The 17,839-nt window shown below is 67.3% G+C and carries 17 protein-coding genes; 5 read left to right on the top strand and 12 right to left on the bottom strand.

The window, feature by feature from the left end:
- Positions 1 to 2 precede the first annotated feature (2 nt).
- Complete coding sequence (locus A5764_RS22385) at positions 3 to 1,400, top strand: alpha/beta hydrolase domain-containing protein (protein WP_067117367.1); 1,398 nt, start codon at positions 3 to 5, stop codon at positions 1,398 to 1,400.
- Here the strand turns inward: A5764_RS22385 and A5764_RS22380 are convergent.
- Entirely contained in the window at positions 1,397 to 2,530 is a 1,134-nt protein-coding gene (locus A5764_RS22380) for a dihydrodipicolinate reductase (protein ID WP_082951844.1), read from the bottom strand. The genes A5764_RS22385 and A5764_RS22380 overlap by 4 nt on opposite strands.
- Positions 2,531 to 2,656: 126 nt before the next feature.
- On the opposite strand from A5764_RS22380, the gene A5764_RS22375 reads away from it, so the two are divergent.
- The 4 genes from A5764_RS22375 (at position 2,657) to A5764_RS22360 (ending at position 6,867) form a co-directional block, all read left to right on the top strand.
- Positions 2,657 to 3,496, top strand: coding sequence for a MarR family transcriptional regulator (locus tag A5764_RS22375; RefSeq protein ID WP_067117709.1), 840 nt, complete (start codon positions 2,657 to 2,659; stop codon positions 3,494 to 3,496).
- Positions 3,497 to 3,505: 9 nt separating this feature from the next.
- The gene (locus A5764_RS22370) at positions 3,506 to 4,231 is read left to right on the top strand and encodes a pirin-like bicupin family protein (RefSeq protein ID WP_067117361.1); all 726 of its coding nucleotides are present in this window, start codon (positions 3,506 to 3,508) and stop codon (positions 4,229 to 4,231) included.
- 58 nt (positions 4,232 to 4,289) lie between these two features.
- Positions 4,290 to 5,696, top strand: a complete 1,407-nt coding sequence (locus tag A5764_RS22365; protein WP_067117358.1) for a YhgE/Pip domain-containing protein — start codon at positions 4,290 to 4,292, stop codon at positions 5,694 to 5,696.
- Between the two features lie 67 nt (positions 5,697 to 5,763).
- A complete protein-coding gene (locus A5764_RS22360; RefSeq protein ID WP_231989790.1) occupies positions 5,764 to 6,867 on the top strand; it encodes a phosphodiester glycosidase family protein in 1,104 nt (367 codons plus the stop codon).
- Here the strand turns inward: A5764_RS22360 and A5764_RS22355 are convergent.
- From A5764_RS22355 to A5764_RS27775, 11 genes are all read right to left on the bottom strand, one after another.
- Positions 6,860 to 7,561 (bottom strand): YoaK family protein, encoded by a 702-nt coding sequence (locus tag A5764_RS22355; protein WP_067117352.1) that lies wholly within the window; start codon positions 7,559 to 7,561, stop codon positions 6,860 to 6,862. The two genes, A5764_RS22360 and A5764_RS22355, sit on opposite strands and share 8 nt — an antisense overlap.
- Before the next feature lie 42 nt (positions 7,562 to 7,603).
- The gene (locus A5764_RS22350; protein WP_067117349.1) at positions 7,604 to 8,323 is read right to left on the bottom strand and encodes a mammalian cell entry protein; all 720 of its coding nucleotides are present in this window, start codon (positions 8,321 to 8,323) and stop codon (positions 7,604 to 7,606) included.
- Entirely contained in the window at positions 8,290 to 8,847 is a 558-nt protein-coding gene (locus tag A5764_RS22345) for a mammalian cell entry protein (protein WP_067117346.1), read from the bottom strand. The genes A5764_RS22350 and A5764_RS22345 overlap by 34 nt, the downstream gene beginning before the upstream one ends.
- Positions 8,844 to 9,830 (bottom strand): RDD family protein, encoded by a 987-nt coding sequence (locus A5764_RS22340; RefSeq protein ID WP_067117343.1) that lies wholly within the window; start codon positions 9,828 to 9,830, stop codon positions 8,844 to 8,846. Before A5764_RS22340 ends, A5764_RS22345 begins: the two co-directional genes overlap by 4 nt.
- Entirely contained in the window at positions 9,827 to 10,663 is an 837-nt protein-coding gene (locus A5764_RS22335; RefSeq protein ID WP_369807358.1) for an Mce protein, read from the bottom strand. The genes A5764_RS22340 and A5764_RS22335 overlap by 4 nt, the downstream gene beginning before the upstream one ends.
- A 50-nt stretch (positions 10,664 to 10,713) precedes the next feature.
- Complete coding sequence (locus A5764_RS22330; protein WP_067117340.1) at positions 10,714 to 12,264, bottom strand: virulence factor Mce family protein; 1,551 nt, start codon at positions 12,262 to 12,264, stop codon at positions 10,714 to 10,716.
- Entirely contained in the window at positions 12,258 to 13,418 is a 1,161-nt protein-coding gene (locus A5764_RS22325; protein ID WP_067117337.1) for a virulence factor Mce family protein, read from the bottom strand. Before A5764_RS22325 ends, A5764_RS22330 begins: the two co-directional genes overlap by 7 nt.
- 104 nt (positions 13,419 to 13,522) lie before the next feature.
- Positions 13,523 to 15,112 (bottom strand): virulence factor Mce family protein, encoded by a 1,590-nt coding sequence (locus A5764_RS22320; protein ID WP_067117334.1) that lies wholly within the window; start codon positions 15,110 to 15,112, stop codon positions 13,523 to 13,525.
- Positions 15,109 to 16,701 carry a virulence factor Mce family protein gene (locus A5764_RS22315; protein WP_067117331.1) on the bottom strand — a complete coding sequence of 531 codons (1,593 nt, stop codon included), beginning with the start codon at positions 16,699 to 16,701 and terminating at the stop codon, positions 15,109 to 15,111. Before A5764_RS22315 ends, A5764_RS22320 begins: the two co-directional genes overlap by 4 nt.
- A complete protein-coding gene (locus A5764_RS22310) occupies positions 16,698 to 17,738 on the bottom strand; it encodes a virulence factor Mce family protein (RefSeq protein ID WP_067117328.1) in 1,041 nt (346 codons plus the stop codon). The genes A5764_RS22315 and A5764_RS22310 overlap by 4 nt, the downstream gene beginning before the upstream one ends.
- A partial coding sequence (locus tag A5764_RS27775) for an MCE family protein (RefSeq protein WP_156664517.1) occupies positions 17,735 to 17,839 on the bottom strand: 105 nt, incomplete at its 5' end. The genes A5764_RS22310 and A5764_RS27775, both read right to left, overlap by 4 nt.

Below are 17,839 nucleotides of genomic sequence, written 5' to 3'. Positions count from 1 at the left end.
CGATGACGGTCGAGCCCCTTCCCGGAAAACCGCTCTTGTTGCTGGGCGCCTTCGACATCGGCGCCGTGGGCTACGTCGCCTCCGAGTTCTTCATCTCGGGGACGGCGTCGTGTTATGCGTCGACGTCGGAGCTGGGTCGAGACGGCCGGTGGGACGTAGCCCCAAGCGGCACAGCCGAATACACCACGCGGATCGTGGCGCTGACCCCGACCGATCGGGCGCGGTTCAACGGAACGGTCCTCGTCGAGTGGCTCAACGTGAGCGGCGGCATCGATGCTCCGGCCGTGTGGATGATGGCGCATCGCGAAATCCTCCGCGCCGGCTACGCCTACGTCGCGGTCTCGGCCCAGCGGGTCGGGGTGGAGGGCGGCGTCAGCCTGCTGGGTATGGACATGTCGTTGAAGAGCCAGGACCCGAAACGCTATGCGCCCCTGCGTCATCCGGGCGACGAATTCTGCTACGACATCTTCTCACAGGTCGGACAACTCGTCAGGGAGGCCACGGACCACGGCGTGCTGGGTGATCTGCGCGCGCGGCACGTGATCGCCGTGGGCGAGTCGCAATCGGCGATGTTCTTGACCACCTACATCAACGCCGTCGATCCGCTCGCCGCGAGCTACGACGGTTTTTTGGTGCATTCCCGGTTCGCGTCCGCCGCGCCGCTGGACGGGATTTCCATCTTCGACGATTCGGAGGCGAACTCGGCGGGGGCCGTCGCGTTCCGCACCGACCTGCGCGTCCCGGTCGTCGCCGTCATCACCGAAACCGACCTGTTCGGCGGCCCCCGGCACGGCTATTACTTTGCGCGGCAGCCCGACACCGAACGGCTGCGGGTCTGGGAGATTCCCGGCGCCGCCCACGCCGACAACTACACGATCCAGGTCGCGGCCATCGACAGCGGCTCGGCACCGATCGACGCGATCGTGGCGGCCTACGCGCCCACCAACATGCTGATGGGCCAACAACTAGGGCACTTCATCAACTTCGCCCCGCAGCACCATTACGTGGTCCAGGCGGCGCTCGCCGCCCTGAACCGCTGGGTCGGCACCGGCGAGCCCGCACCCGAGGCCGCACCGATCAGCGTGCGGGACGGCGATCAGCCCCGGCCGCAGCTGGACGCCAACGGCCTCGCCGAAGGCGGCGTGCGAACCCCATGGGTGGACGTGCCGACCGCTCGCACCTCCGGTCTCGGCGCCACCGAGAGCATCATGGCGGCGATCTTCGGCTCCGGGGAACCCTTCGACCCCGCGACGTTGCACCGGCTCTACCCGGGCGGAGCCACCCAATACCTCGACGGCTTCACGACGGCACTCGACAGGGCGATCGAGGCCGGCTTCATCCTGCCCGACGACCGCGCCGAGATCCTCGAACTCGCCGCCGCGACGTATCCCGGCGCTTAGAACAGTCGGCTATCCGGCGAAGGGCCCGGCACCGGACGGATCAGTCCGGCCCCGGTGACCAGCGGCAGATCCAGCGCCGACAGCAGGCCGGGCGGGGCCGCGCACACCGCGGGGATGGCGTTGACCATTCGCGACGCGCCCGCCATCCGCGCGCCGAGATCGTGGTCGCCGTCCTCGGCCATCTCGAATTCGCAGCGCATGCTCGGCGAACCCTCGATCTCGACGCGATACAGGCCGCGGCCCGACGCCTGCCCGTAGCCGAGGTCCTTGGGTTCGATGCGGATGTGGGGCTGCGGCCAGTCGTGGGCGATGTCGTCGCGCATGCGCGTCACGTGGTCCACGACGAACCTCGGCTTGTCGCCGACGTAGCCGGTGAGCGTCGAGCGCATCGCCGCGATCGTCCCGGCCGCGATGTGGCCGGTGGGCGTGTCGAAGGCCTCGGTGGCCGGCACGCGTTCGACGCCCTCCTCGATGTTGTCGATCTTGACGCCCAGCCCGGCGGCGAGCTGGTGCAGGACGGGTCCCCAGCCGAAGGTGAACACGCCGGGCATCGCCGCGAACGCGCTGAACTCCGGCGGCTTTCCGAAGCCCAGGATCTCGTAGACCGCGGCCTTGTCGGGATAGGTGGCGTAGTTGAACATCTCCGTCACCCGGATCGACTCGATGACCCGCGATACGCCCGAAAGGGCCAGCGGCAGCACGTCATTGGCGAAGCCCGAATCGATGCCGGTGGTGAAGAACGACGCCCCGCCCTCGAGTGCGGCCTGGCGCAGCGGGTCGGTGAACGCCGCGTTGACGGCGTCGGGAAACACCAGCGGCACCACGGAGCAGGACACCACGTTTTTTCCGGCCCGCAGGATCGACGCCATGTCCTCGACTGCTTCCAGCGGTCGCAGGTTGGCGCCGGCGGCATACACCACCGCATCGGCGTCACCGGCGAGCATCGGCGCCGGGTCCTGGGTGGCCACCACCCCGACCGGCGCGATCCCGCAGAGCTCCCCGGCGTCGCGACCGGCCTTGGCGTTGCTGTGCACGACGACGTCCACCAGCTCCAGCTCGGGGTGGTCGATCACCCCGCGCAAGGCGATCACGCCCATGGAGCCCGGCCCCCACACTCCCACCTTGATCACGGTTCTCCTACTATTAGGACACACTAGCTTACATTTTGGACGGATCGTAGGGAGGTCGCGGTGGTCCCGTCAACGCCCGCGCCGGTCGCCGAGCCGACGGCCAAGTCGCCGCCCACCGGGCGGGTGATGGATGTGCTTGCCACGCTGGCGGATTCGGCCGACGGACGGACGTCGGCCGAGCTCGCCAAGGCGTGCGGCATCAGCACGTCGACCTGTGCGCTGGTGCTGGCCGAACTGGAACGGCGCGCCTGGGTGACGCGGCGCGAGGACCGCAGCTATGTGCTGGGCAGCGGGTTGTTCGGCCTGGTCCATGGGCTACGGATGCAGTTTCCGCTGCTGGACCGCGGCCGCCAGGCGCTGCGGTTCCTGCATGACACGCTCGGCGCAGGCTGCTCGATGTCGAGGATCGGTGGTCGCCACCTCACCACCGTGGACGCGGTCGGACACGGAACGGACGGCGGGCACGCCGTCGGCCAGCGCTTCCCCATCGACCCGCCGTTCGGCCTGGTGGCGATGGCCTGGCGCGACGACGATTCCGTCCAGGCCTGGCTACACCGGGTGATGCCAAGGCTGAGCCGCTCCGAGATCGGCGGCCACCAACGGGTGCTCGCCGATATCCGGGCCCGCGGCTACGGCGCGTGGCGGTTCGACGACACCCACCAATCGCTGCACAACCGGCTCGCCGACGTGCTGGCCTCGCTGGAACCGACCGCGCAGGTGACCCGCCGGCTGACCACCCTGATGACCATGGTGACGCTGCGATCGGTCACCGATGTCCTCGAAACCGAGTTGGACTCAACGGAATTCGTCGTGCTCCCGATCTTCGGGCACCAGGGCCAGCTGGCGGGCCAGCCGGAGTACCAAATCGAAATCCACCTGGGCCGCCCGTCCGGGCTGACTCTGCCCGCGCTCGAAGATGCGCTGCGGCACGCGCAGGAACTGCTCACGGCCGCAGTGCCCGATTAGGCTAAGCGCATGCCTGCCACCGTGGACATCCGGCGTGCGGCCGACCGTGCGGTCACCTCGACGTCCTGGCTGAAGTCGCGGCATTCGTTCTCGTTCGGCGACCACTACGATCCCGACAACACCCACCATGGGCTGCTGCTGGTCAACAACGATGACATCGTCGAGCCCGGAACGGGATTCGACAGCCACCCGCACCGGGACATGGAAATTGTGACCTGGGTCCTGCGGGGAGAGCTGACACATCAGGATTCGGCGGGCAATCGCGGCGTGATCTATCCTGGTCTGGCGCAACGCATGTCGGCGGGCAGCGGCATCCTCCATTCGGAGAAGAACGATTCCCCCACGGAGCCGGTCCGTTTCGTCCAGATGTGGGTCGTCCCCGATGAGACGGCTGTCACCCCGAGCTACCAACAACACCAAATCAGCTCCGAGCTGCTCGAGGGCGGCCTGGTGACCATCATCTCAGGGATCCCGGGGCACGAGGCGGCCATCACACTGCACAACCGCAACGCCGCCCTGTACGCCACCCGGTTGCGGCCCGGCGCGGCGGTGAGCCTCCCCGAGGCGCCCTACCTGCACGTATTCGTCGCCCGGGGCCGGGTGAGCCTAGCGGGAATCGGTGACCTCGACGAGGGCGACGCGGTCCGGTTCACCGACGCCGACGCCCGTCGGGTGTCCGCGCGCGACCGAGCGGAACTGCTGATCTGGGAGATGCACGCAACGCTCGGCGACTGAGACCGTCAAGCGCCCGCGCGGGGACCATTTAGAGTGGGCACGACAGACAGGAGCCCGCATGTCTCAATCGCAGCCGCGGCACGCGGCGCCTAACCCGAACCGGAATGTCAAGGCAGTTAGGACCGTGCGGTTCTGGGCGCTACCCGTCGTCGTCACGTTGGCCCTGATGTCGGCCCTGTGCGCGCTGTACCTCGGCGGCATCCTGAACCCGATGACCAACCTGCGGCATTTCCCCATCGCCGTGGTGAACGAGGACGCGGGCCCCTATGGGGCGCAGATCGCCGACGGACTGAGCTCCGCGTTGGACAAGAACAAGTTCGACGTCCGGGCGGTGTCCCACGACGAGGCGCAGCGACAGCTCGACACCGCCCAGGTGTACGGGGAATTGGTGATCCCGCCGACCTTCTCGTCGAACCTGCGTGAATTCGGCGCCAGCGCGGTCACGCCGGGGCGTGCGGTCAGGCCCTCGATCACCGTCTCAACCAACCCGCGGGCCGGCACCCTGGGGGCCAGCATCGCGGGCCAAACCCTGACCCAGGCCATGTCGGTGGCGAACGGCAAAGTAGGGCAACGACTTACGGCCGACGTCGCGGCCCAGACCGGCGGGGCACCACTCACCGGTGCCTCGGCGCTGGCCATTGCCAATCCGATCGACGTCAAGGCCGCGGTCTACAACCCGCTGCCGAACGGCACCGGCAACGGGCTGTCGGCGTTCTATTACGCGCTCCTGCTGCTGCTTGCGGGCTTCACCGGCAGCGTCGTGGTCAGCACCCTGGTGGACGCGCTGCTGGGCTACGTGCCGGCCGAATGGGGGCCGGTGTACCGCTTTGCCGAGCAGGTGAAGATCTCACGATTCCAGACGCTGCTGCTCAAGTGGGGCATCATGGCGCTGCTGGCAGTGCTGACGTCGGCGGTCTACCTGGCCATTGCCGACGGCCTCGGCATGCCCATCCCGCTCGGCTGGCAATTGTGGTCCTATGGCGTCTTCGCGATCATCGCGGTGGGCATCACGTCGAGTTCGTTGCTGTCGGTGCTGGGCTCGATGGGCCTGTTGGTCAGCATGCTGATCTTCGTGATCCTCGGCTTGCCGTCGGCGGGCGCCACCGTCCCGCTGGAGGCGACGCCGCAATTCTTCCGCTGGCTGGCCGAATTCGAGCCGATGCACCAGGTGTTCCTGGGCGTGCGGTCGCTGGTCTATCTCGGTGGCCGTGGCGACGCCGGGCTGTCCCAGGCGTTGTGGTTGACGGCGGTCGGCTTGGTGATCGGCCTGTCGCTGGGCGGGATCATCACGCACCTGTACGACCGCAAGGGTTTCCACCGAATCCCGGGCGCGGTCGAGCACGCGATCGCCGCGGAACACCAGGCCCAGCACCAGGCGCGCCTCAGCAAGCGCGAAGACGTCCGCGAGGGTGCGGGGGAAACCGCAAGCGAGGCGGTCAGCGAAAGTGCAAGCGAGCAAACGTAATTCGAGCGGGTCCTGAGCGTCATTCCTTTGTGACCTGTGTGCCTGATGCTGGTGAGGTTGCCTCGACATCAGTGCCGAAAGGTCCATCGTGCGGACGCCATCTGCCAGCTTGCGCCGGCTGGCGGCCTGCTGCACGGCGCTGGTGGCTTGCGCGATCCTGACCGGCACCACGGGGCAGCCCGTCGCGCGCGCCGCCGATGGGCGGGACCTGCTCGCCAGCGCGATCAGCACCACCAGGGGCGCATACCTGGTCTACAACTTCGGTCCCGGTCACCCCACGCCGCTGCTCGACGCGGGCGGGCGCTGGTACGAGATGGACAACGGCGGCCACCTGATGATCATCAAGAACGCCGCGGGCCGCCTGGCGCCGCACCTGCTGGTCGACACGCACCAGGGTGATCAGGCGCGCTGTGAAAACAATCCAGCCGCCCGCACCGGCGAGGGACTTTGGCAGGCATCCGAGCTCTACCCGCCGCTGCAGGCGTGGCAGCGGATGGGGCAACCGACGATCGCGATCAATGCCAACTTCTTCGACGTGCGCGGGCAGAAGGGCGGCTCGTGGCGCCAGACGGGTTGCAGCTCGCCGCTGGGCGCCTTCGTCGACAACACCCACGGTCAGGGGCGGGCCAACCAGGCGGTCACCGGCACGGTCGCCTACCCGGGCAAGCAGGGCCTCTCCGGTGGGGGCGAGAGCTGGAGTTCGCTGACGACGATGATCCTGCCGTCGGGCGGCGCGCCGTATGTGGTGTGGCCCAGGGGCAAGAACGACTACGACGCCGCGACCCCGGTGATCGAGGACCTGCTGAACAAGAACGAGAAGTTCGTCGCGGTGTCGGGGATCGGGCTACTGGGTCCCGGCAACACCGGGCAGCTGCACGACGGCGGTCCCAGCGCGGCGCGAACGGCCATCGCCTACGCGAAGCAAAAGGACGAGATGTACATCTTCGAGGGCGGCAGCTACACGCCGGACAACGTTCAGGACCTCTTCCGCGGCCTGGGCAGCGACACCGCGGTCCTGCTCGACGGCGGTGGCTCGTCGGCCATCGTGCTGCGGCGCGACACCGGCGGCATGTGGGCCGGTGCCGGGTCACCAAGGGGATCGTGCGACACCCGGCAGGTGCTCTGCGACTCCCACGAGCGCGCGCTGCCCAGCTGGCTGGCCTTCAATTAGGCTTCGGCACAGCGCCTTTCACCTCAGCCGGCCCGAAACGAAAGATCAGCAGGCTGGTCGCCACCACCGCCGCGGTGACCGCGAAGACCGGCGCCACGACGAATCGTGACATGGTCGCTCCCACCAGGGCGCCGGCACACATGGTGAGAACGACGCTGAAGCGCAGCGTTTGGCGCGCGCCCGTGCCACCGGCCAGTCGGCTGTCCAGACCGAGGCTGACGATCGTTGAGGTCAGCACCGTGGTGGAGAGCTCCTGAATCCCGAACTGGCGGGCGCTCGAGTGCTGCAGGCCGAAGGTCACCGCCAGGACGCCGATCATGATCAGCTTGCTGTTGTCGTGGTAGTGCAGCGCGCCGGTGCCGGCCAGGATCGAAAGCGCTACCAGCAACACGACTTCGGTCGCCAGCACAGTGGTGATCCACGCTCGGGTTCGCTCACCGAAATTGCGTGACAGCCGGCCGCTGAGGATGGTGGTGCACACGAAAGTGGGCAGGGCCACCGCGACCGCGGTCAGGTCGATGCTCGTTCTCGGGGCCAGCCAGAAGCCGAGGAAGATCACGTTGCCGGTCATGTTGGCCACGAAGACGTGGCCGAGGACCAGGATGCTGATCGAGTCGGCCAAGCCGGTGGCGAAGGTCAGCAACAGCAACGCCGCGACGGTCATCCGCTCGGACACCGGTGAGGCAACGGGCATGGGCTGGGAGAGTGTGTTCCGGCGGGATGTGGGTCGGTCGCGCTATACGTGCGGCGTCAGATCCAGCGAGGTGATGGTAGTCATCCTGGTCACCAGCCAGCGACTGTTGGTGCGCTTCATGAACAGCCGGTATGACAGGTATTTCAGGGCCGGGACGTTCTTGGTCAGCGGGCTGGTGGACGTGGTGTTGGTGTAGACGATGACGACTGCATTCGGGTCGTCGAGCGATTCGACCGCCGCCCCGGTCACTTCGGTGTGGTTGCTGACCTTGGCCTGTTTGTTCGGGGCGACGATCGCGTCGACGAATTTGCGGTACTGGGCCTCGAAATCGCCGCTGAGGTAGGCCGCCGCGCGGTCGGCGAGGGTGTCCATGTTTTCCGGCGTGTAGGTCCACAGCGCCGCGATCGCGCTGGCCGCGGTCCGCGCGACCCTCAGCTTGGTTGCGGCGGTGGCGCGATCGGCCAGGTAGGGCTGTGCGGCCCCGCCCGCGAACGCCGCGGAGCCGACGAAGATCATGGCGGCCACGGCGATCGCGATGGCCAGCCGCTTCCCGGCCAGCAGCTTGCGCCGGGGCCGGCGACCGTCCTTGCCGTCCTTCACGTTCTCGGCGCTGGCCTCCGCCTCGGCCTCGTCGGCCGCAACGTCGCCGGGTTCGGTTGTAGCCTCGGTGCTTTCGTCGCTCTCGGCCTTGGCTTTTTCGGTTGTCGCCGCCGAAGCCTCGTCGGCGGTCAGATCACCTGCAGCAGGTTGCTGATCTTCCACTGCTTCCCTTCCTGGGTTGCGGTTGCCGTCCACCGATTGGCGTTCGCGCTTATCTGTTTTCCGTCCGCCGACTTGGAGGTGACCTCCGTTGCCACCATTACGGTGGCGCTGCCATCGTCGTTCCAGCGTTCCAGGCCCGCGCCCAGCACGCTGCCGGTCGCCGGTTCGGCTCGGGCGACCTGCAGCAGGATTTCGTTCGCCTTGTCCTGGTACTGCTTGGCGAAGTCGCCGGTCGCCTGGGTCAATATCCGGCTCACATAGTCGTTGGCGTGGTAGGGGTCAATCGAGGTGAACTGCGTCATGAACCCCGTCACATAGTTGAGCACCTCGGTTCGTCTGGCCTCGCTGCGTACCCGGGACTCGTGCGAGACGAGCATCAGGCTGCACACCGCGATCGCCGCCGACATCACCACCGCGCCTACCGAACTCGCCAGGATCAAGCCGCGCGGCCGCCGATCCTCCTCGACGGGACGGGCCAGCAGCAGGGGTTGCTCGCCAGGGGAGAACTTGCGCCGCGGGCTCATTTCCCGTTCCCCGGCGGTTTTGGCTTGGTCAGCACGGCGAGATCGTCGATGCGCCACCGGTCGTCGCCGCCTTTGGCGAAGTTCACCCGCACGGTCGCGCTGATGTAGCGCTGGTCGGGCCCGGCGCCTCGCCTACCCTCCAGGAACACCAGCATCGTCGCCCGATCCGGCGACGCGGATTGGACCGACGAATTGGTGGGCCAGTACTCGTTGATGACCGGGTTGCCCTTTTGCACGACGTCCTGTTGGGTGACGAGTTGGCCGCGATACTTGTCCGTCGCCAGCGACTGGGCGCGCGCGAAGTCGTCGTGCAAGGTCTTCGGGTCATACGTCAGCATCTGCGCGACCATCTTCGGACCCTCGGTCGCGATCTGCGCCTGAGTTTGTTCGCTCCCCCGATCTTGGGAGTACACGACCAGATAGCTCAGGGCGGCACCGGCGAGGCAGATCGCGGCGGCGCTCAGCACCGCGATGCTCGCCCACCGGCGTGTGTTCGGCGGCGGGTCGTCGGCTTCCACGCGTCGCACCTCGGTGTCCAGCAACATGTCGGCGAAGGTGCGGCGCCGCGAATCCCACAGGGGCCATAGCCATCCCACCACCGACGCGCTGTCGAGCAGGTGGGCCAGGTCCCGGAGCAACAGGCGCCACGGCCCCACGGCTCCCCCGTCGGAGCGCACCACCGCGAGTCCGAACAGCGCGCGGCCCAGGGTCCACCCGGTGACCGCCGGCAGCAGCAACCGATCGACCAACATCACGAGGATGGCCAGCGCGCCGACCGAGACGCACAGCCACCACCAGACCGGATGCTGGGACGCGGTCAGCGCGACCAGTGCCATCGTCACCGCCACGGCGATGGCCGGAAGGACGTCGACGGCGAACGCACGGACGCGAAAACGCCAGGGCGCCAAGGTGTCCCGCGACGAGTCTGGCATTGCGGTCGTTGCGTGGGCCTGAGTCGGAGTCGCCTCGACCACCACCGTCACTTCGTTACCTGGATAAGCTTAGAAATCCTGTATTCGCCTTCGGCCAGCGCCATCGTCACCCGCAGGCGGTAGCCGGTCTCGTTCTGCGACTGATCGCTGGCCACCTTGACGCGCATCGCGACGAGCACGTCGATCGAACCGTCGTTGTTGTTGCGCTCGACCGCCGCGCGCACGTCGGACACCTGGACGTGAACGTTCGCGGCCTGGTAAGCCTGCACGATCATGTTGGTGTACATCACCGCCTGGGAGCGGAAGGCGTCCGTGCCGCAGTCGATGATCTTCTGTTCACTGGCCGTCATCGCGTTGGTGTCCGGCGCCTGCGTCGCCGAAACGCAATCCACCGCCGCCTTGAGCGCCGCGGCGTCGTTGCGCGCGATGGCCTGGCTTTGATGGTGGTAGCGCAATGCGAAGTAGCCGCCTGCTCCTAAGGCGGCTGCACCTAAGACCAGGGCCGCGGCGATGCCGGCGAGCCACCCGCGGCCCAGGCGCGACGGACGGCGCCCGTCGCCAGTGTCTACGGCGTCGGCTGCGTCCTCCGATTCAGCCGCGTCCTGGGTCGTCGCCTCGGGGGCTGTTTCCTGGGCTGCGTCCTCGGATTCAGCCGCGTCCTCGGTCGTCGCCTCGGGGCTTGTTTCCTGGGCTGCGTCCTCGGATCCTTGCGAACCCTCGGTCGTCGCCTCGGGGCTTGTTTCCTCGGCTGCGTCCTCGGATTCTTGCGAAACCTCGGTCGTCGCCTCGGGGCTTGTTTCCTCGGCTCCGCCCTCGGATTCTTGCGAATCCTCGGTCGTCGCCTCGGTGGCCTGGTCGGCCGCGACCGCCGGGTTCTGATCGATCTTCGAACGCCGCCTACGCAGACGACGGAACTTCGGCATCGGTGGGGGGTTCAGCCGGCTGGCGCCAGCATCTCCTTCCATCCGTCGTCTCCTGTTTTTGTCGAGTTTTCGACGGAGTATTTGACTCCGTCGGGCCCCACCAGTTCACCGCTCTGGGGACTGTAGATGGCCGCGGGAGGCCCGTTGGGAGTGTAGGAACAAGGGTTGGGCTGCTGGCCGTTGCATTGCACGGTACCCGATCCGGGCCGCGACAACGGGTCACTGGTCGGCGGCGGCGTCCCCGGGACACGGTCCGCCGGCGCTGGGTTCAGGCCGTTGTTAACCGACGGTGCCGGGATCACCATGCCAGGACGAACCGACTGATCACAGCGCGCCGCGGGCGCCGGGCAGGTCAGGATCTGGTTCGGATCCCCGTACCAGGGGTTGGTGCCCAGCGGCACGTATGGCTTGGGGTCGCGGCACTCCCGCGGCGTCGCGGCCCGCTTGCCGGGGATGTCGGTGCAGGGAATGTTGCGCGAGCCACGCACGCTGTTGGCCGGGGTGTCCATCGGAATCTTGCAGTACGTCCCGGTCGGCAGCGGCTGAATGCTGGTGTCCGCGGGCGACCGCCACTCCGACGCCGGGATGAACCCGGTCAGGCACGGCGGCGGCCAGTTGATCGACAACGCCAGGTCCAGCGCGGCCATGTTGGGGAACGGCGCCGCGACCGCCTGCGCGATCGATGCACCCTGCGGCAGGAACACCAGCACCTGCTCCACGCCGGTGTGGTAGCGCTTGAGCAGGTCGAATACAACCTCGAGATTGGCCAACGTCTGCGGGAGCGACTCGCGGACGTCGTTGAACACCGAGTTGACCTGGTCGGCGGTGGGCGCCGCCTGGGACAGCAGGCTCTTGAGGTGCTGGTCCTCCTGTGCGGACTGGGCGCCCAAGGTGTTGAGGTTGCGTGCCCAGCGCTCGATCGCACTGTTCGATTGAACCTGGCTGTCCAGGACCGGTCCGGAGTTCTGGATTATGTCGTTGACGTTGGTGATGTTGGTCTTGAAGTCACCGACGATTGCCTGGGTGGAGTCGACCAGCCGTTGCAGGGCCGGCCCCAGGCCGCCGACGGCTTGTGCCGTCTCGTCGAGCAGCGAGCCGATCTTTTCCTTGGGCAACGCTGCTAGCCCCCGGTTCGCCGTGTCGAGCGCCGGCCCGATCTCGCTGGGCACCGTCCCCTTGGTGATGGTCTGCCCGTCGGAGAGGTACTTGCCCGGGTGCCCAGTCGACACCAGGTCCAGGTACTGCTCACCGACCGCCGACACCGAGTGCACGTTCGCGATCGCGTCGATCGGGATCTTGTAGCGGCTGTCGAGGCTCATCGTGGCTTCGGCGCCCGTCTCGGTCGGTTCGATGTCGGTGACCTTGCCGATGGTGATGCCGCGATAGGTCACGTTGGCCGTCGGGTACAGGCCGCCCGACGCCGGCAGCTCGGCCTTGAGTGTGTAGCGGCCGATGCCCATCAGGCTCGGGATCTGCAGGTAATAGACGCCCAGCACCAGCAGCGAGATCACCGTCAGGATCCCGAAGAGGACGAGTTGGCGTCTGACGAAGGTGGTCAGCAATTCCTATCCGCCCTTTCCACCAGCGGCCCGCCGGGCGCGTCGTTCGGGTTCGGCGTGTAGCGGACGTCGGGGATCATCGTCTCGGGGTCGCGCCCGAACGACTGCTCGAGAGCGCGCAGGGCCCCCGACAGCCCGGTGCCGGTCAAAAACGCGTTGTCGATGGCGCTGTAGGTCACGTCGAGCGTCAGCGAGATGTTGATGTAGTCACCCCGGAACAGCTTCGGCACGGTGTCGATGTCGAACGGCTGGGTGAGGATCAACTTCAGCGCGCCGATCAGGTACGGCGAGGCACGGCCGAGCTCCTTCAGCGGGCACTGCAGCGCTTGCAAGTCGGTGTGCAGCGGGCCGCGGGCTTCCGACAGGTATTGGTCAGCGGCCTGGCTGAGCCGTCCCACCGAATCGACGGCGTTGATGAGCAGCTGCTTGGTGTCGGCGAAATGCTTGATCAGCGGCGGGACGTCGGTCAGCACGCGATCCAGCACGTCCGCGCGTCCGCCGACGTAGACCAGCAGCCGGTTGGTCGAGTCGATGGCATGGGTGATGTCGTCGCGCTGCTGGTTGAGCTGGTCGGTGAAGGTGTCCAGCTTGCCCAGGAAGGCCCGGATCTGGCTGGCCCGTCCGTTGAAGATGTTGAAGACCTCGTTCTGCAGTACCTCGAGGTTGGGAATGCCGCCGCCACGCAGGATCAGCGAGAGGCTGGCCAGGGTCTGCTCGGTGGTGGGAAACGCCGACGAGTTCTTCAGCGGAATCGTGTCGCCGTCCTTGAGCACCTGCGGCGACGGGTTGGGCGGGGAGGCGAGCTCCACATGCTGGGAACCCAGCAGCGAGGTCTGGCCGATCTTGGCGGTGGCGTTCTTCGGCAGCTTGACGCTCTTGTCGATGCCCAGCGTCAACGTGGCGACCCAGTTCTTCAGGTTGATGGCCTTGATCGAGCCGACGTACACGTCGGCGACCATCACCTTGCTGTTGCCGTTGATCGCCAGGGTGTCCGGCACCTGGACATAGAGGGTCATCGACCCCGAGCCGCTGCCCGGACCGCCCGGGATCGGCACATTTGAGATCCCGTGCCAGCCGCATGAGCTCAGCACCAGCGCGGCGACCGCCAGCACCAGCGCCTTCCAGGCGCGGTTGCGGATCAGGCGGAACGCGCTCACTGGCCGTCTGTTCGGCTTACTCCTCGCGCCTGCCGCGCTCGTCACGCGCCTCACTGGCCGTCTGTTCGGCTTACTCCTCGCGCCTGCCGCGCTCGTCACGCGCCTCACTGGCCACCTCCTGCGTTCGGTGCCGGTGCGGCCACCGGCGCGGGCGTCGGGGCGACCGGTCCGGGGACCACCTCAGGCCCCGGCGGGGGCGGCGGGATCGGAACCTGCGGCGGGTTCTGGCCGATCACCGGCGCGATCGGGACCTCGTCGTAGGCGTTCGGCGGTCCCGGCGGTGTCTGCAGGTTCGACTGCACCGGCGCGATGTTGGGGCCGCCCATGAGCTCGGCCAGCGAGTCCGGGGTTAGCAGGCCCGAAGTGATCGGCCCGACCTGCTGACCCTGCATGCCCGGGGCCACGATCCAGCCGTGTTGGGTGTTGCGGTGCGACGTCGGCGTGTCCGGTGACCAGATGCCCGGGACGGTCGTGTCCTTGTACCCGTTGGGCGGCTGCAGCCGCGGCTCGGAGTAGGCGACCTCCTTGGGCAGCGTCTCGGCGGTGTTGGCGATGTTCAAGCCGAACGGCAGGTAGTTGAACTTGATCGCGTCGAGGATCGGCGCCAGATACTGCGCACACAGCTCGGCCGACTCCTGGTAGCCCATCCGGCTGGCCGCCTGGACAGAGCTGCAGATGAACTGCATCGGGTTGGCGAAGTTGGTGATCGCGGGAATGGCAACCACCGAGCCGTGCGACGGGTGGTAGATCTGGTTGATGTTCGCCGCGGCGGTCGGCAGCACGTGCAGGGCGGTCTCCAGCCCGTTCAGCGGGTCCGGCTGAAGCAGCGTGGTCGTCGCCGTCGCGAGGTTGTCGACGTCGTGGGTCAGCACCTCGCGGTTCTTGTCGAGGAACGGGCGCACGGTGGAGAGCAGGCTGTCGAACTGCTCTATCGCGTTGGCCAGGTCGGTGTCGTTGTGCGCCAGCCGCGTGGTGAAGTCCGCCAGGTTCTGGTTCAGCGCGACGAACTGCTGATCGTCCTGGTGCAGCGCGTTGACGAACAGGGCGAGGCTCTTCACCACCGCGAAGAAGTCGCCCCGGCCCTCGTTGAGCGCGGTCAACGCCCGCGACAGGTTGTTCAGCGTGGTGTTGATCTGCTTGCCCTTGCCGGCCAGCCCGTTGGCGTAGGACTCGATGACCTCACCGAACGGGCCCTTGGGCTGCTCGGGGGTGGGGCCGAGCTTGGAGATGATGTTCGTGATGCTGTTGCGCAGCTCGTCCCACTCCACCGGCACCTGGGTGCGTTCCTCGGGGATCACCGCGTTGTCGGCCAGCACCGGCCCACCCTTGTAGGGCGGCTCCAACTGGATCGCGCGCGAGGCCACCAGCGTCGGGTTGAGGATCACCGCCGACGCGTTGGCCGGCACCTTGTACTGGTTCTCGTAGTGGAAGGTGACCTTCATCTTGTCGCCGGCCGGCTCGATCTTGTCGATCGCGCCCACCCGCAACCCCATGATCTGCACCTTGTCGCCCGGGTAGAGCGCGTTGGCCGTAGGGAAGTAGGCCACCACGGTGTTGTTGGTCAGCTTCTGGTAGAGCCGCCAGCCGACGAACGCCAACACCAGGGCCAGCACGATCACCAGCGAGCCGATGATGATCGTCGCCCGGGTCATCCGCGGCAGCCGGATGTTGCGGACATCAAAGATGGTGCTCAATTCTGGCTACCCCCTCCCGCTGCGCCGCTGCCTCCGGTTCCGCCGGGGTTGATGAACGGTGCCGGCAGCTGGTTACCGGGCCCAGGAGGCGCCGGCGGCCCAGGCGGCAGGGCCGGCGCGAACGTCGACGGTGGCGGAGTCGGCCCCGCGGGCTCCAGATTCTCGGTGCGCGCGCCCGGCGGTGCTTGCGCCGGCAGCGGCACCGGGGTGCCCGGAACGTTCGGCGGTGGGTCACCCGGCCGGCCCGCGATCGGGACGCCCGGCAAGGGCGGCACACCGCCCGGATTCGGCGGGGACGTTGCGACGTCGACGGGCGCCGGGAAGCCGGGGCCCCCGAACGGGCCGATGTTTGCGCCCAGGCAGGGCAGGGGGTTCCATGGCCGGGGCAGGCCCTCGTCGCCGACGGTGACGTTTCCGCCGGGGTTGGCCGGCGTGTACGAGCACGGCGATCCGGGCGGGACGGCCGGTCCCGGATGATCGGGGGTGCCCTCCAGGACGGGCGGCGCCGGCGGCGGCGCGCCGTTCGGCAGGCGGGTGCCGTTCGGGTCGGGCCACCGGAACTCCGGCAACCCGGCGCTGCGCCAGAAGTTCTCCGGGTCGATGCCACGCTTCTTGAACGCGGCGTCGACGAACGGCTGAATGATCTGGCCCGGGATCAGGTTGTGCAGCACCACTTTGAAGAACGGCCCAGACGCGATCGCCTCGTTGAGCGACGGCAGGAACTTGCCGACCTCGGTGAGACCGTCGGCGATATCGTCCTTGCGCTGAACCAGGAGGTCGCTGACGATGCGCAGCTGCTCCAGCACGTGGTTCAGATTGGGGTTGTCGTTGATGAATCCCTTCACCTGTTCGGAAAAGGCGGCGACGTTGCCCAGCAGCGCGTTGATGGCCTGTCCGCGCTCGTTGAAGGCGGCCAGCAAGACCTTCGTGTTCACCAGCAGCCGGTCGATCTGGTCGCTGCGGTCACCCAGGATGCTGGCCACCTGGTTGGCCTGGGCGAGCAGGTGCTTGATCTGCTCGTCACGCTTGCCGATCGTGTCGGAGAACTTGGCCACGCCGTCGAGCGCGGAGCTGAGGTGCGGATAGGTCTGATCGATCGTCTCCGACAGCACGTGCAGCGACTGCTTGACCGTGTCGATGTCCCACCCGCTGGCCGCTTTGGTCGCGTCGAAGAACGCGTCGTAGATCTGGTAGGGGGTGGTGCTCTGCCCAAGCGGCAACGCGGCCCCGGGCCGCAGCTTCTCGGATCCCCGCGCCTCGATCTCGAGGACCTTTTTGCCCAGGATGGTGTCCGTCTTGATCGCCAACCGGCTCTCGGTACCGATGCTTTCGGTGCCGATGTTGAACTTCACCAAGATGTGGTCGCCGTCGATCTTGATGCCCTCGATCTTGCCGACGTCCATGCCGGCGATGCGTACCTTGTCGCCCCTGCTGAGGCCGCCGGAGTCGGTGAACTGCCCGTAATACTCCGGCTTGGCGAGCAGCATCGGCACGCTGGTGATGCTTTGGCCGACGCCGATGACGAGCAGCGTGACGATGATGCCCATCAGACCGATGCGCAACCGATTGGGGGGTTCGAGCGTCCTCATTGCGGTGTGCACCTACCCGTCGGCTGCGTGAACAGCCGGACCGTGCGGATCGGACCGCCGGGCTGCAACCCATTGAGCTTGAGGGTGATGTCGCAGGCGTAGAAGTTGACGAAGTCGCCGTAGGAACCGATGGCGCGCCCGATCATGTTCAGCGCCGTCGGGACCTTGTGGAAGTAGTCGTTGAGCTGATCGCGCTGGTCGATGAGCGGCTGCTGCACCGCGTCCAGGTAGTTGAGGCTCTTGTGCAGCAGCCCGCGGTCCTCGGCCAGGAGGTCGGCCACGGTTCCGGCGGCGTTGCTGATGTGGGCGGTACCGGCGGCCAGGGGGTCGGCGTGGTTTTTCAGCCCGGTGATCAGCACCTCGAGGTTGTTGACGGTCTGATCGAATTGCTGGCGGTGCCGAACCGTGGTGTCCAGCACGATGTTGAGGTTCTTGACCACCTCGCCGATCGCCTGGTCACGCTCGCCGAGCTGGTTGGTCAATTGCGCGGTCTGGTCGAGGATGTCGTTGATGGTGCCGCCCTGCCCTTGGAACACGGTCACCAGCGCCGACGCGATGGTGTTGACCTTCTGCGGGTCCAGCGCCCGAAACAACGGCTTGAACCCACCGATCAGCGCGTCCAGGTCGAGGGCCGGCGACGTCCGGGACACCGGGATAAACCCGCCCGGCGGCAGGACGCGGTCGGCCCCGTCGCCCTCACCGCGTTTGAGCTCCAGGTAGCGGTTGCCGATCAGGTCCAAGTAGCGGATCTGCGCCGTCGTCGACTGATACAGCGGCACGGAGCGATCCACGCTGAAATCCACCCGCGCCCGCTTGCCGCCGTCGACCAGGTTTACCGAGCTGACCTTGCCGATCTCCACCCCGGAGGCGCGAACGAACTGCCCCTGCCGCAACCCGCTGATGTTGGTGAATTCGGCCGAGTACGCGTAGTTGCGTTGGAAGCGCATCTGACCGAATATCACGATGATCATCACAGTGAACAGCAGCAGCACCACCGAGAAGATGCCGAGTCGGACGAGGGTACCGGTGATTTTCATGGGTTGATCGTGTTATCCCCTACTTGGCGGCCCCAGACGTACTCCATCGCGTACGGCGACCCGGTTTCTAGGTGGTTGTACGGCGCGATGCTGTTGCCCGA

This window comes from Mycobacterium sp. 852002-51057_SCH5723018 (assembly GCF_001667035.1).
Taxonomy (GTDB): domain Bacteria; phylum Actinomycetota; class Actinomycetes; order Mycobacteriales; family Mycobacteriaceae; genus Mycobacterium.
The sequence above is the reverse complement of the archived record's forward strand: the minus strand, read 5'-3'. Positions and strand labels throughout refer to the sequence as shown.